General features: G+C 59.4%; 10 protein-coding genes. 6 read left to right on the top strand and 4 right to left on the bottom strand.

The genetic code is table 11. The features are described 5' to 3' along the window. Positions 1-39: 39 nt before the first annotated feature. The 3 genes from J0G10_RS28450 to J0G10_RS28440 all read left to right on the top strand — a co-directional run bounded on the left by J0G10_RS28450 (position 40) and on the right by J0G10_RS28440 (position 6,770). Complete coding sequence (locus J0G10_RS28450) at positions 40-3,492, top strand: alpha/beta fold hydrolase (protein ID WP_220557098.1); 3,453 nt, start codon at positions 40-42, stop codon at positions 3,490-3,492. 139 nt (positions 3,493-3,631) lie between these two features. Further along, positions 3,632-5,500 carry a c-type cytochrome gene (locus J0G10_RS28445; protein ID WP_220557097.1) on the top strand — a complete coding sequence of 623 codons (1,869 nt, stop codon included), beginning with the start codon at positions 3,632-3,634 and terminating at the stop codon, positions 5,498-5,500. A gap of 25 nt (positions 5,501-5,525) precedes the next feature. Continuing rightward, positions 5,526-6,770, top strand: coding sequence for a metallophosphoesterase family protein (locus J0G10_RS28440; protein WP_095050267.1), 1,245 nt, complete (start codon positions 5,526-5,528; stop codon positions 6,768-6,770). A 123-nt stretch (positions 6,771-6,893) separates the two neighbouring features. On the opposite strand, the gene gbcA is transcribed toward J0G10_RS28440, so the two are convergent. Continuing rightward, positions 6,894-8,189 (bottom strand): glycine-betaine demethylase subunit GbcA, encoded by a 1,296-nt coding sequence (gene gbcA, locus J0G10_RS28435; RefSeq protein WP_095050268.1) that lies wholly within the window; start codon positions 8,187-8,189, stop codon positions 6,894-6,896. A gap of 297 nt (positions 8,190-8,486) precedes the next feature. On the opposite strand from gbcA, the gene gbcB reads away from it, so the two are divergent. Beyond that, positions 8,487-9,587, top strand: coding sequence for a glycine-betaine demethylase subunit GbcB (gbcB, locus tag J0G10_RS28430; RefSeq protein ID WP_007911227.1), 1,101 nt, complete (start codon positions 8,487-8,489; stop codon positions 9,585-9,587). Positions 9,588-9,728: 141 nt separating this feature from the next. Further along, positions 9,729-10,871, top strand: a complete 1,143-nt coding sequence (locus tag J0G10_RS28425) for an IS481 family transposase (protein WP_220556126.1) — start codon at positions 9,729-9,731, stop codon at positions 10,869-10,871. A 215-nt stretch (positions 10,872-11,086) separates the two neighbouring features. On the opposite strand, the gene J0G10_RS28420 is transcribed toward J0G10_RS28425, so the two are convergent. From J0G10_RS28420 to J0G10_RS28410, 3 genes are all read right to left on the bottom strand, one after another. Further along, complete coding sequence (locus J0G10_RS28420; protein WP_220557096.1) at positions 11,087-11,911, bottom strand: SDR family oxidoreductase; 825 nt, start codon at positions 11,909-11,911, stop codon at positions 11,087-11,089. Between the two features lie 294 nt (positions 11,912-12,205). Beyond that, positions 12,206-12,739, bottom strand: a complete 534-nt coding sequence (locus tag J0G10_RS28415) for an REP-associated tyrosine transposase (protein WP_220557095.1) — start codon at positions 12,737-12,739, stop codon at positions 12,206-12,208. A gap of 309 nt (positions 12,740-13,048) precedes the next feature. Next, the gene (locus J0G10_RS28410) at positions 13,049-14,089 is read right to left on the bottom strand and encodes a threonine aldolase family protein (protein WP_093429910.1); all 1,041 of its coding nucleotides are present in this window, start codon (positions 14,087-14,089) and stop codon (positions 13,049-13,051) included. Between the two features lie 126 nt (positions 14,090-14,215). Here J0G10_RS28410 and J0G10_RS28405 point away from each other — a divergent pair, with 126 nt between their 5' ends. Then, positions 14,216-14,926: a TraX family protein gene (locus J0G10_RS28405; RefSeq protein ID WP_220557094.1), complete on the top strand. Its 711-nt coding sequence runs from the start codon at positions 14,216-14,218 to the stop codon at positions 14,924-14,926. Positions 14,927-15,201 lie beyond the last annotated feature (275 nt).

Here is a 15,201-nt window from a genome sequence, read left to right as displayed (position 1 = left end):
GCAGAGTTGCCCCATCTGCCTGATTAGAGGAACCACCTCATGACACGGATCGCAACGCCCATCAGCGAGATCAAGGAACACTACGATGTGATTGTCATTGGTTCAGGCTACGGCGGCGGCATTGCTGCCTCGCGCCTGTCCCGTGCCGGCAAACGTGTGTGCCTGCTCGAACGCGGTCGGGAAATCCAGCCCGGCGAATACCCCAACACCATGATCGCCGCCACCGAGGAACTGCAGGTGCATGACCCGGACGGCCATATCGGCTCGCGCACCGGGCTGTTCGACTTGCATGTGAATGCCCAGCAGAACGTCGTGGTCGGTTGCGGCCTCGGCGGCACGTCGCTGATCAATGCCAACGTGGCCCTCGAACCGGAGCCGGGCGTATTCGACGATCCGCGCTGGCCGCAAGCGGTGCGTGAGCACCGCGATACGTTGCTCAAGGACGGTTATGCCCGCGCCCGGGAAATGCTCAAACCCAATCCCTACCCGAGCACTGCACCCAACCTGCCCAAACTCGACGCCAACAAGAAATCCGCGGAATACCTCAAGCAGGGCGCGCATTTCTACAAGCCGCCGATCAACGTGACCTTCGACAAGCTGCCAAACAACCTCAACCATGTCGGCGTCGAGCAACTGCCGTGCAACCAGTGCGGCGACTGCGTGTCGGGCTGTAACAACAAGGCCAAGAACACCACGCTGATGAACTATCTGCCGGACGCCTGGAACTACGGCGCGGAGATTTTCTGCCAGGCCGAAGTGCGGCACCTGGAGCGTGATGGTGAAGGCTGGATCGTGCACTTCCAGTACCTCGACAGCGGGCGGGAGACGTTCAACGCGCCGACGCTGTTCGTGAAGGCCGACATCGTCGTGGTCTCCGCCGGCACCCTCGGCTCCACGGAAATTCTTCTGCGCACGCGCGACAAAGGCGTGGTGATGTCCGCCCAGCTCGGCGAGAACATGAGCGGCAACGGCGACATCCTCGGCTTCGGCCACAACTGCGAGCAGACCATCAACGGCATCGGTTTTGGTGCGCACCCGGCTAAGGAACTGCACCCGGTCGGCCCGTGCATCACCTCGGTGATCGACATGCGCACGGAAGGCGACTGGCGCAGCCGCATGGTCATCGAGGAGGGCTCGATCCCCGGCGCGCTCGGCCGGCCGATGGTGCCGGCCATGGCCGGGTTTGCCGAGATGATCGGCGTCGCCACGGATGACAGCTTCAGCGGCAAGGTCAAATACAAGGCGCGTGAAGCGGAAAGCTTTCTGCGCGGCCCGTATTACGGCGCACTGCACAACATGCAGACTTACCTGATCATGAGCCACGACAGCGGCCAGGGACGGATGGTCCTCGACAACAAGGATCAACTGCGTATCGACTGGCCGGGCGTTGGCGAGCAGGAGAACTTCAAGCTCGGCAACGAGCGTTTGCACCAGAGCACCAAGGCGCTCGGCGGCGTGTGGGTGGAGAACCCGATCTGGACCAAATTGCTCAAGCACAGCATCGTTTCAGTCCACCCGTTGGGCGGTTGCGTGATGGGTGAAGACGCGGCGCAAGGCGTGGTCAATCACAAGGGGCAGGTGTTCAGCGGTGCCAGTGGCAGCGATGTTTACGCCAACCTGTACGTGACGGACGGTGCGGTGATTCCGACCTCGCTGGCGGTCAATCCGCTGCTGACCATCTCTGCTGTGAGTGAGCGCAACATGGGCCTGCTTGCCGCCGACCGTGGCTGGCAGATCGACTACACGCTGCCATCCGCACCGCGTAAACCAGTGGCACCGCCAACCCTCGGCGTGCAGTTCACCGAAACCATGAAGGGCTATTTCTCCCGGGCTTTCACTGCGGCGCAAAGCACCGACCTGAAAGTCTACGAAGCAGCGGCCAAACGCGGCGAGGCGGACAATTCGCCGATCGACTTCACCCTGACCATCACCGCCAACGACCTCAACCGCATGATCAAGGAACCCGAGCACGCGGCGACCATCGTTGGCACTGTCATCGCCCCAGCGCTGTCACCGCAGCCGCTGACCGCGAGCAACGGCGTGTTCAACCTGTTCGAACAATTCGAGCAACAGGTCGATACGCGCCACATGAAGTACGACATGAAACTGACCGCCGAGGACGGTAACGACTATTTCTTCAGCGCCTTCAAAACCGTGCCGGAAGACAACGGCGTGCTGAATATCTGGCATGACACCAGCACGCTGTACGTGACGCTGTATCGCGGGCCGGACAAGACCGGTGAGGTGATCGGTTCCGGGGTGATGCATATTCATCCGACCGATTTCGCCAAACAGATGACCACCATGAAAGTCCTCAATGCGCGCAACGAGCGCGAGCGCATTGAAGGCCTGGCGCGGTTCGGCAAGTTCTTCGCCGGGATCCTCTGGGAAAGTTACGGCGGGGTGTTTGCCGGCGATATCTACTTCAATCCCGACGCGCCGCCACGGTTGAAACGGCCCTTGGATGCGCCGACGCCGGCGGTGCATTTCTTCCCCACCGAAGACGGCGTTGAATTGCGCCTGACCCGGTATCAGGCCGGGAGCAAAGGCCCGGTGATGCTGGTGCATGGCTTGGGCGTGGGTTCGAATATCTTTTCCACCGACACCATCCAGACCAATCTGCTGGAATATCTGTGCAAGCACGACTACGACGTGTGGTTGCTGGATTTTCGCGTGAGTATCCTGTTGCCGGCGAGCAAGAAAGAGTGGAACGGCGACCAGATCGCCCAATACGATTTCAAGGCTGCCATCGCGCAGATTCAGCAGCAGACCCAGGCCAAGGACGTGCAGTGCGTGGTGCATTGCTACGGCGCAACGACCTTCTTCATGTCGTTGCTCGCCGGTTTGCAGGGTGTGCGTTCGGTGGTCTGCTCGCAGATTGCCGCTGACACCGTAGTTGCCACTGCCACAGGGCTGAAGGCCGGATTGCACCTGCCGGGGATGCTCGATGCGATCGGCATCAAGTCGATGACCGCTTACGCCGACAGCAAGGAAAACTGGTTCAACAGACTCTACGACAAGGCCCTCAACGGCTACGCGCGGATCGAGGCGCAGGGCTATTGCACCAATCCGGTGTGCCACCGGATCACCTTCATGTACGCGTCGCTGTATCGCCACGACACCCTCAACGAAACCCTGCACGACAACCTGCACGAGTTGTTCGGTGAGTCGAACATCGAAACCTTCGAGCACCTGGCGCTGATCGTGCGCAAAGGGCACCTGGTGGATTTCAAAGGCAACGATGTGTACATGCCGCACTTTGATCGACTGACCATGCCGATCTGTTTTATCAGCGGTGCCGACAACCAGTGCTACCTGCCGGAAAGCACCCTCAAGACCTACCAGCGCTTGTGCGAAATGCATGGGCCGGAGCGCTATAGCCGGCAAGTGGTGCCGGGCTACGGCCACATTGACTGCATGTTCGGCAAGAACGCGGTGGTCGATGTCTACCCGATCATCCTTGCACACCTGGAGAAAACCGCCCTCGGGTAGTCACTGATCGTTCCCACGTCGAGGCGTCGAACCGTCCGCGTGGGAATGCCGCCATGGACGCTCTGCGTCCGCTTGTGTGACGCAGAGCGTCACGGGATGCATTCCCACGCAGAGCGTGGGAACGATCAGGGGAACTGATATGGACAGCTACATCCGCTGGTTTCAACGCTTCATCTGGATAGGCATTGCGATGAACATGGTGTTCGCCCTCCCTGCGCTGTTCGCGCCGGGGTTGCTGACATCGGTGGTCGGGCTGCCGCCGCAACTCTCTGACCCATGGCTGGAGAACGCTGGGATGCTGCTGGTTGGCATCAGCGTGTTTTACATGCCGTCGGGTTTCAACGCGCCGCGTTACGTGGTGCATTCCTGGTTGTGTGTGCTGACGCGATTGATCGCGGTGATTTTCTGGATTTACCTGATCAACACCAGCTCTCAAGGCTCGGTATTCGTGCCGATGTTGATGGGCGATCTGAGCTTCTTTCTGATCCTCGGCATTCTGCTCTACCTCGGCACCGCGCCGGAGAACCGCCCTTGGGCATTGCTTTGCGATGGCTGGCGCGAGTGGCGCGCGGCATGGCAGCGGCAATGGCAGAGTCACGCCTTCAAGGTAGGCACGCTGATTGTCGTCGCGGTACTCGGTTTCATCGGTTACGAGACCTGGTATCAGATGCTCCGCGTCGTGCCTGAACAGCAATATGCCTCCGACGAAGACCACTACAAGTACGCTGCCATCGGCCTCGGCATCGAAGCGCGCATCCCGTATTACCTGTTCGCCGTGCTGCCGCAGATGTGCCCGGAGAAAATGCCCAAACCCGGTGGCTGGGAGGTTTTCGGTTTCCTCTTTGAAAACGGCAAGGATCTGCCGATCGGCATGGCCAAGCGGCAGATCGGCTACCCGACGGTAGAGCCGAACTGCGCGCTGTGCCATACCGGCTCCTACCGCGCCAATGCCAGCGACGTCGCCGTCAATGTGCCGAGCGCGCCGGCCAACACCCTGCAACTGCAAGCCTTCCAGTGGTTCGCTTACGATTGCGCCAGCGATCCGAAATTCACCACCGACGCGGTGATGGCGGCGATCAACAGCAAGTTTCAGTTGGGCTTCTTTGAGAAGCTCTACAACCGCTACCTGATCATGCCGATGGCCAAAAGCGCACTGCTCAAGCAGAAGCAGGCTTACGCCTGGCAAAAGCTGCGTCCGCAACAAGGCCCGGGCCGCACCGACACCTTCAATCCGACGAAAATGGTGGTGTTCGGCTTCCCGGATGACTCGACCATCGGCACCGTCGACCTGCCGCAAGTGTGGAACCAGAAACCCCGCGAATCGATGTACCTGCACTGGGACGGCAATAACAACAAGATCCACGAACGCAACTACGCCGCCGCGATGGCCGTGGGCGCAACGCCAGAATCGGTGTTGCCGCCGAGCTTCAACCGCGTGACCAACTGGCTGCTCGGGCACAAGGCGCCTGCGTGGCCGTGGGCGCTGGATCAGGCCAAGGTCGCCCAGGGCAAACCGATCTGGGAGGCCAACTGCGCGGCTTGTCATGACTTCGGGCGCGCCGATACCGGGCAGGTCACGACCAATATCGATCAGCTCGGCACTGATCCGCACCGGCTCGACTCGTTCACCACCGGTCTGGTGGCCGCGTTCCACACCTTCAAAAAACCGCCGTTCGATTTCGGCGCCTACCGCAAGACCCAGAGCTACAGCAACACGCCCACCGACGGCGTCTGGTTGCGCGCGCCGTACCTGCACAACGGCTCGGTGCCGACCCTATGGGACTTACTGCAACCGCCGGAAAAACGTCCGCAGGTGTTCATCACCGGCTCGGATATTTACGACCCGGTCAACGTCGGTTTCGTCACCAGCGGCGCCCAGGCCAAAGCCTCGGTGGACTTCAAATACGACACGCGGCTGGAGGGCAACCACAACAGCGGTCACCTGTACGGCACAACCCTGTCGGACGACGACAAGCGTGCATTGATCGAATTCATGAAAACCCTGTGAACCCTTACGGAGAGAGGATTACACCATGTCACTGGTCAGTCATTGGGAACACGAATACGACAAGGTCAAAGTGCGCATTCACGGCTTGTTCACGCGCATGGAAATGGCCTGGATGAAACTCATCAGCGAGCTCGAGCCGCAGGAGTTTCAGGCGATCATCAAGCTGCTGCAACGCGGGCATGATCAGGCACAGTACGTGCTGAAGAACGGCGAGTTGCCGGACGACGAACCGAGCGTACCCTGGGAGCTGTCCCACGGTCTGTCGATCCTGCGCATCGGCAACGCCGCACCGTTGCCGCAGTCCACCGATCAACTGGCGACCCGGGTGCTCAAGGACGGCAGCCTGCTCGGCTGTCGCAAGTGGGAACTGCTGGATCTGCTGTGGAGCGAGGCGCTGCTGAAGTGGATCGAAAACCTGCGCCATCACGCGACCTTCGGTACTGACCCGGCGGTGGTGCAAATGGATCGCGACGTGACCCTGGCGATTGCCGGCGACTGGGGCACCGGGCCGTTCGACAGTCATGCGCCGGCGGTGTCGGTGGCCAATCAGATGCAACTGGCCCAGGCCGATTTCACCATTCATTTGGGCGATGTGTATTACGCCGGCAGTCATTCCCAGGAAGACGTCGACATGGCCGGTTGGCCGATGGGTACGCATGGCTCGTTTACCCTCAATTCCAACCACGAGATGTACAGCGGCGCCCACGGCTACTTCAAGGAACTGGCCAAGCGTTTTCCGGGGCAGCAGGGCACCAGTTACTTCGCCTTGATCAACGATGACTGGCTGGTGGTAGGGCTGGATTCTGCGTACGCGTCTGATGCGATGAATTTGTACATGGACGGCACTTTGAACGAGCCGCAGATCGCGTGGATGAAAGGCCTGCCAAAACGCAAAAAGCTCATGGTGCTCAGCCATCATCAGGGCTTCGATATTTCCGGGCACAACAAGACCGCGCTGTATCAACCGGTGTGCGATGCGCTGGGGCGCGAGCCGGATTATTGGTATTGGGGGCATCTGCACAACGGCATCGTGTATGCGCAGCAGGGTGGTTTGCATGCGCGTTGTGCCGGGCACGGGGCGATTCCCTATGGCAATGCCAGCGAGCTGGACGGGCATTCGCGGGTGTTGTGGTCGGAGACGCAGGATGCCAAGGACCCGGCATATCCGCTGCGGGTGTTGAACGGGTACGCGAAAATCAGGTTGGTGGGGGAGGAGATATTTGAGGAGTTTATTGGTGAGGATGGATCGGTGAGGTGGTCATCACACTGACTGATCGTTCCCACGCTCTGCGTGGGAACGCCTCAACGGACGCTCCGCGTTCGGCCTTTTGGGACGCAGAGCGTCCCGGGCTGCACTCCCACGCAGAGCGTGGGAACGATCAAGCAGAAGACATCAGCCCTGGACCGGGACACCTTTTAGGTACGGCGCAGGCTCGGCGCCGAGGTTGCTCAACAGGCGCTCGCTGTACCAGTCGACGAAGTTAACCACGCCAAACTCATAGGTCTTGGAGTAAGGCCCGGGCTGGTAGGCGGTGGAGTTGATCCCGCGCTGGTTCTCTTCGGCCAGGCGACGATCCTGATCGTTGGTCGCGTCCCACACCTGACGCATACGCTCCACGTCGTAATCGACACCCTCAACCGCATCCTTGTGCACCAGCCATTTGGTGGTGACCATGGTTTCCTGCGCGCTGATCGGCCACACGGTGAAGACGATGATGTGGTCGCCCATGCAGTGGTTCCACGAGTGCGGCAGGTGCAGGATGCGCATCGAACCCAGATCCGGGTTCTTGATCCGGCCCATCAGTTTCGCGCAGCCCTGTTTGCCGTCGAGGGTCATCGACACGGTGCCCTTGAGCAGCGGCATGCGCACGATGCGGTTGCGCAGGCCAAAGCTGGCGTGGGCGTAAGGGATTTTCTCAGCTTCCCAGGCAGCAGCGGACGCAGCAACGTGATCCTTGAACGCTTGATCGGCGCGCGGGTCGGTGACGTCGTCCCACTCCAGCAGGGTTTTCAGCAGTTCCGGGTGAGACGCGTTGCAGTGGTAGCACTCGCGGTTGTTTTCCAGCACCAGTTTCCAGTTGGCCTTTTCCATCAAGGTGGTGGTGATCGCCACCTTGGTGTTCTCCATGTCGTACGGTTCCATGTAGTGGTTCAGCGTCGCCAGGAAGTCATCAATGGCCGGTGGATTCTCCGCTAGGCTGATGAAGATATAGCCGCCAGCAGTCTTCACGTTCACCGGTTTGAGGCCATATTGCTTCATGTCGAAGTCGGCGCCCATCTCGGTGCCGGCGAACAGCAGGCGACCGTCCAGCTCGTACGTCCACTGGTGGTAGTGGCAGACCAGTTTGGCAACCTTGCCTTTTTCGCTGGTGCACAGTCGCGAACCACGGTGGCGGCAGACGTTATGGAACGCGTGCACCACGCCTTCGGCGCCACGGATAACGATGATCGGGTTTTTGCCGATCTGCAGGGTCAGGTAGTTGCCCTTGGCCGGGATCTCGCAGGTCATGCCGGCGATCAACCACTCTTTCTGGAAGATCTCCTGCATGTCGATATCGAACAGCCGCTCGTCGCTATAGAACGGTTGCGGCAGCGAAAACGTGCGCTCGCGCTCCTGGAGCATTTGTGCGGTGGCCTTGCGTGCGGGTTCCAGCGGATCGCCCAGGCTGATTTTTGCGGTGACGTCCATCGATGTGATCCTCATGGCCATCTGCGTGGCCGGCGAAAAGTGGCTGATCAGGTGTGCTGCTAACGGTTGCTACGCAAGGTGTAAAGAATCTGTATTGGTGTTGGGGCGAGTGTGGGGCCGGCGCTGCCGCGAACCTTATCCATGGGCGACATGGTGCAATCTGTTCCCGACGCGCAACCCCCGGTGGTTGGGGGCTGGTCGCGATAAGTATGCCGATGTCGCGGATAGGTAAACGGGCGGTTCGCGCTATACGCAGAATCGCCGACATGAGGCCGACAGTCGGCCGTGGAGAACAGCATGTCCAACAGCTTCCTGAATCCGGTCACCACCCAGACCTGGGCCAATGGCCGACACATCGTCCGTTGCGTCAAAGTCATCCAGGAAACCTGGGACGTGCGCACCTTCTGCTTTATGGCCGATCAGCCGATCCTGTTCTTCTTCAAGCCCGGGCAGTTCGTGACCCTGGAGCTGGAAATCGAAGGCCAGCCGATCATGCGCTCGTACACGATCTCCAGTTCGCCGTCGGTGCCGTACAGCTTTTCGGTGACGATCAAACGGGTGCCGGGCGGTAAGGTTTCCAACTGGCTGCACGATACGCTGCATGAAGGCCAGGAGCTGGCGGTGCACGGGCCGGTCGGGCTGTTCAATGCCATCGACTTTCCGAGCCCGAAAGTGCTGTACCTCAGCGGCGGCGTCGGGATCACGCCGTGCATGTCGATGGCGCGTTGGTTCTACGACACTAACGCCAACGTCGACATGACCTTTATCCACAGCGCGCGCTCGCCGAAAGACATCATTTACCACCGCGAGCTGGAACACATGGCGTCGCGGATTGACAACTTCAGCCTGCACCTGATTTGCGAGAAGCACGGCTTGGGCGAGCCGTGGGCCGGGTATCGCGGCTACCTCAATCACAAGATGCTTGAGTTGATGGTGCCGGACTTCCTTGAGCGCGAAGTGTTCTGCTGCGGCCCGACGCCGTACATGAACGCGGTCAAGCGCCTGCTGGAAGTGGCCGGTTACGACATGTCGCGTTATCACGAGGAATCCTTCGGTGCTACGCCACCGGAAGCTCGTGCCGATGCGGTCGAGCAAGCCGAACAGGCAGCCGATGCGCCAGAAATCGATGCAGCGGATCTGCATCAGGTCGAATTCACTTCGTCGGGCAAGAGCATTCGTGTTGCACCGGGCGAGACGGTGCATGCGGCGGCGGCCAAGCTGGGGTTGATGATTCCGAAGGCGTGCGGGATGGGCATTTGCGGGACGTGCAAGGTGCTCAAGCTGGGCGGCGAGGTGGAGATGGAGCACAACGGCGGGATTACCGAGGACGATGAGGCGGAAGGTTTTATCTTGTCTTGCTGCAGTGTGCCTAAAGGGGATGTGCGAATCGATTTTTGAGTGGGGCGAATTTTTGCGTACGGCATGCCCCTCACCCCAGCCCTCTCCCAGTGTATGTACCGGAGACATGGTGGACAGGTGTTCGGAGACATGGTGGACACATTTTAATAGACACATTGCTCATCGCGAAGGAGATGGCCTGTGTCTTGGGAAGAGGTGTCCACCGTGCAGCTTCGTTCAGAATTCGTGCTGTTGGCTCGGCAAGAAGGGGCCAATGTTCGGCAGCTTTGCCGTCGATTCAATATCAGCCCAAGCACTGCCTACAAATGGCTCAACAGGTTTGAGACCTCAGGTGCAGAGGGATTGATCGATCAGTCTCGACAACCAAAGACATCACCCAAACGTTGCGCTGACGATGTTGAGCAGCAGATTCTGACCGTGAGTCAGGAGTACGCCGCTTGGGGCGCTCGCAAGCTCAAGCGTGTGCTGGAAGACGACGGCAAAGTGATGCCTTCGGTCAGTACCGTGCATGCGGTTTTACAGCGTCATTCGCGCGTTGATCCAAAGGCCGCTGAGATCAAACCGTTTATCCGGTTCGAGCATGAAGCGCCCAACGATCTTTGGCAGATGGACTTCAAGGGACATATCAGCCTGGCTCAGGGGCGTTGCCATCCGTTGACGATATTGGACGATCATTCACGGTTTTCGCTGTGCATCGCGGCATGCATTAATGAGCAGCGCCAAACCGTTCAGGAGCATCTAATCAGGACCTTTCGGCGTTTCGGCCTGCCTTTACGCATGACGATGGACAACGGTTCGCCATGGGGTGATCAGACAGGTGTTTATACCGCACTGGAGGTCTGGCTGATGAGCCAGGGCATCAAGGTCGGCCACTCCCGACCTTATCACCCGCAAACCCAGGGAAAGCTGGAGCGCTTCCACCGCAGCCTGAAAAGGGAAGTCCTGCAAGGCCAGCTCTTCATCGATCTGGACGATGCGCAACGGGCGTTTGATATCTGGCGTGAGATTTACAACCAGAAGCGCCCGCATCAAGCACTGGGCATGCAGGTTCCTGCTACTCGCTACAGTAGTAGCCCGCGGGAATATCAGGAGCAACCGGCGGCGCCTGAGTACGATGATGGGGATGTGGTCAGGAAGGTTCAGGTGAAGGGCGAGATCTACTGGGGCAATCGTGAATACACAGTTGGAAAGGCATTTTACGGGAGGTCAGTGGCTATCAGGGAAACGACGGAGGACGGCATCCACGATGTCTACTGGAGTAGACATCGTATCGCCCGAATCGACTTGAACTTGCAGATCGTGACGGCAGGTAAGAAGATCTAAAACCGTCCACCATGTCTCCGAACATGTGTCCACCATGTCTCCGGTACATACACCCAGAGGGAGAGGGGGCCGACGGAGGTGTCTTGAGGGATCCATCGACCTGAAAGATCGAGTCGACTATGGATTCAGTAAAGCAGTTTCACGTCGGCGTAATTCTCAAATATCTCCCAATCAGTCCCCTCTCCCTCCGGGAGAGGGCTAGGGTGAGGGGCTTTTCAGTCGATAAACAAATCCGGCATGAGTGCCGCGTCGCTTTCTCGATCAAAGCGATATTGACCGAACTCCGTCACACCGCTCTCCCGCAAAATCTCCTCATCAATCAACAACCGCCCGGTAATCTGCCGCCCGCTGCTATCCAGAATCACATGCGCCGCATCCGCCATGATCGCTGGCGTTCGCGCCTGCTTGAACGACTCCCGATTACCCAACTGAAATTCAATCGCCGCCGTCGCAATCATCGTCTGCGGCCACAACGAATTGACACTGATCCCGTAACTGGCAAATTCCTCGCTCATCCCGATCGTCAGCATGCTCATGCCGTATTTGGTCACGGTGTAAGGGCTGAACTGTGCAAACCATTTGCTCGCCAGATTTAGCGGCGGCGACAGGTTGAGAATGTGCCCGGCGGACTTTTTCAGATAAGGCAGGGCGGCCTGGCTGCACAGCAACACCGCGCGGGTGTTGATCTGGTGCATCAGGTCGAAGCGTTTGAGCTCGATGTGTTGCACACCGGTGAGTTTGATCGCCCCGGCGTTGTTCACCAATGCATCGATGCCGCCGAAATGTTCGTTGGCCTGAGCCAGTGCCTGGCGTACGGCGTCTTCATCACGCACATCGACTTGCAGGGCCAAAGCCTTGCCGCCCGCTGCTTCGACTTCCGCTGCGACGCTGTGAATGGTCCCGGGTAACTTTGCGTGGGGTTCGACGCTCTTCGCCGCAATCACGATATTGGCCCCGTCCCTCGCGGCCCGCAGCGCAATCTCACGGCCAATGCCACGGCTGGCGCCGGTGATGAACAGGGTTTTGCCTTGTAACGACATGCCGATGCTCCTGCTTATTGTTATGTGAGCGGAGGGCTCGACAGACAATGTAGACCAAGTCTTTCAGGGCAGAAGGAAGGCGTTTGATCGTTCCCACGCTCCGCGTAGGAATGCAGCCGTCGACGCTCCGGGTCATAGCGGTGTTAAGCATGTCGACAGTGGTGAGGCTGGAACGCGGAGCGTTCGGAGAGGCATTCCCACGCGGAGCGTGGGAACGATCAGTGGGGTGGAGTCGGATCTGATCGTTCCTACGCTCTGCGTGGGAATGCAGCCCGGGACGCTCCGCGTCCCATTTCAATACCAGCACTGAACCTCAGTCAGCCCCGGCATTCCCGTGTAGTTTCTGGCACTCGAATAACGCCAATGCTCTGGCAAATCCACATACCCGCGTTTCACCGGGTTGTTGTGGATGTATTCAAGCTTCTGGCGCATGACCGATTCGCTATAAACCATCTCTGCGTGGGAGCCTTCCTGCCACAACTGGTAAACCCGGTCTTGCTTGTGCGCACGTTTGCTAAAGCGCAGACGTTGCAGGGCTTTGTCTGCACCTTTGCTTTGCAGATCATCGATGATTTGTCGCGCGGTGAAAGATTTGAACTGGCTGAGGCATTTACTCAGGTCGGGCGCCTGAGCGACGAAGTGAAGATGGTTTTCCAGAATCACGTAGCCGTACAGCTTCAAGTCATGGTGGGTCTGTTGATAACGCCAGCAGTTGAGCAGGTGGTCGACGATGTAGGGACGGATGAACAGCGGCAACCACTCCATGACCGTGCAGGTCAGAAAATGTGGCTTGTCGGTTTCGGTAAGGGTGTAGCGGCTGCGGCCCATGGGATTCTTCCTTGAATCTTGCGGTGCATTGGAGATGGAACGCGGAGCGTCCCGGGATGCGTTACCACGCGGAGCGTGGGAACGATCAGGATGAGGCGGGTGGCATGTTCTCGCTAGAAGAGAAGTCTGGTGTTGCGGTGGGAAAAATCATTCCCGATCGAAGATCGTTCCCACGCTCTGCGTGGGAGTGCAGCCGTCGACGCTCTGCGTCATAGCGGTGTTAAGCATGTCGACAGTGGTGAGGCGGGAACGCGGAGCGTCCCGGGAGGCATTCCCACGCGGAGCGTGGGAACGATCAGTGCAGGGGGATCAGGCGGACATGACTTCGCGGATGTCGCGGGCCAGTTCGCGGACGCGTTCTTCTTCGGTGTCCCAGGAGCACATGAAGCGCGCGCCGCCCTTGCCGATGAAGGTGTAGAAGCGCCAGTTCTTCGCGGTCAGCGCGGCGATGGCCGGTTCCGACAGTTGCAGGAACACGCCGTTGGCCTGGACCGGGAACATCAGTTCGACGCCTGGAATGTCGCTGACCAGCTCGGCCAGCAGTTGCGCGCAGTGGTTGGCGTGGCGGGCGTATTTCAGCCAGGCGCCGTTTTCGAGAATGCCGACCCAGGGTGCCGAGAGGAAACGCATTTTCGACGCCAGTTGTCCGGCCTGTTTGCAGCGGTAATCGAAATCTTCGGCCAGTTTGTGGTTGAAGAACAGGATCGCTTCACCCACGGCCATGCCGTTCTTGGTGCCGCCGAAGCACAGCACATCGACACCGGCCTTCCAGGTCAGATCCGCCGGCGAGCAGCCGAGGAAGGCGCAGGCGTTGGAGAAACGCGCGCCGTCCATGTGCAGGTGCAGACCCAGTTCTTTGCAAGTGGCGCTGATGGCGCGGACTTCTTCCGGGGTGTAGACACTACCGACTTCAGTGGCTTGGGTCAGGGTCACCACACGCGGTTTCGGGTAGTGAATGTCCTGGCGCTTGAGCGCGACTTCGCGGATCGATTGCGGGGTGATCTTGCCGTTTTCGGTGCCGGCGATCAGCAGTTTCGAGCCGTTGGAGAAAAATTCCGGGGCGCCGCATTCGTCAGTTTCGACGTGGGCGGTTTCCGAGCAGATCACGCTGTGGTAACTCTGGCACAGCGACGACAGGGCCAGCGAGTTGGCGGCGGTGCCGTTGAAGGCGAAGAACACTTCGCAGTCGGTTTCAAACAATTGGCGGAAATGGTCGGCCGCGCGTGCGGTCCATTCATCGTCGCCATACGCGCGCTGGTGGCCGTGGTTGGCCTGTTCCATTGCAGCCCAGGCTTCAGGGCAGATACCGGAGTAGTTGTCGCTGGCGAATTGTTGGCTCTTGTCGGTCATGGCCGGCTTCCGTGGTCGAGACTCTTGTGAAGGCTCGTGGTCAATGAGGGTGCGCACTTTACCGAAGATCTTCCGGGGAGCACACGGGATGTCACGTTCAGGAAATTACCAGTTTGTAGGACGATTATGCACTTGAGCAAACGCGACGGCGCACTGGATCTGCTCAAGTGGCTGGCGCTGCTGTGCATGTTGCTCGATCACCTGCGATATGCCGGGTTCTCCGCCGATTGGCTGTATGTGCCTGGGCGGCTGGCGTTTCCGTGGTTTTGCCTGGCGATGGCGGCGAATCTGGCGCGCGCCGGGTCGCGGAGGATGGAATGGCGCTATCTGGGCTGGTTGATGCTGTTCAGTGCAGTCAGTGAGATTCCCTATCGGCTGTACATTCCTGAGCCCGATACGTTGAACGTGATGCCGACGCTGGCGTTGGGCTTGCTGGTGGCGCGGGGGTGGCAGGATCCCTCGATCATGTCGCGATTGCTCGGTGTTGCTGTGCTGGTGCTGGCCGCCATGTTTCCGGAACGGCTGATGTTCGGTTTCTTCGGGATTCTGCTACCGCTGGCAATGCTGTTGGTGTTTCGCCGTCCGTGGTACTTCAGCTTGCTGCCGGGTTTGATATGCCTCGCAGCGAATCAATGGCAAGTGCTGTACGACTCGGCGAGGTTCGGCAGTAGCGTCGCCATTCTCGGTATTGCGACATGCCTGTTTGCGCCAATGCTAGGAATGTTCCTGTTGCGACATGGGCGACATCTCCAGCCGACACCGATGCGGCGCTGGGCCTATACCCTTTATCCCGCGCATTTTCTCCTCTTGCTACTTATCCGCCAGGTCGCCGCATAACCCTGTGGGAGCTGGCTTGCCAGCGATAGCGGTGGGTCAGCCACCATCAATGCCGGATGTGCCGCCGCCATCGCTGGCAAGCCAGCTCCCACAAGGTTCTCCAGTGTTTTCGAGATCGAGTCTGGCAATGGCATTTCAGGCCATGTCGTAAACGCACCTTTGCGTGGCGCGCGCAGGCATTTGAGCTGTCTGCGCCGGTCATACCATCGGCATCAAAGGGCACTGCCTTCATTGCCAGTGCCTTACCGAGACGAATGGCGCACAGATGCCGCTGG

The sequence above is a fragment of the Pseudomonas germanica genome (genome assembly GCF_019614655.1).
In the GTDB taxonomy this organism is placed as follows: domain Bacteria; phylum Pseudomonadota; class Gammaproteobacteria; order Pseudomonadales; family Pseudomonadaceae; genus Aquipseudomonas; species Aquipseudomonas neuropathica.
This window is presented reverse-complemented; position numbering and strand designations above follow the sequence as displayed.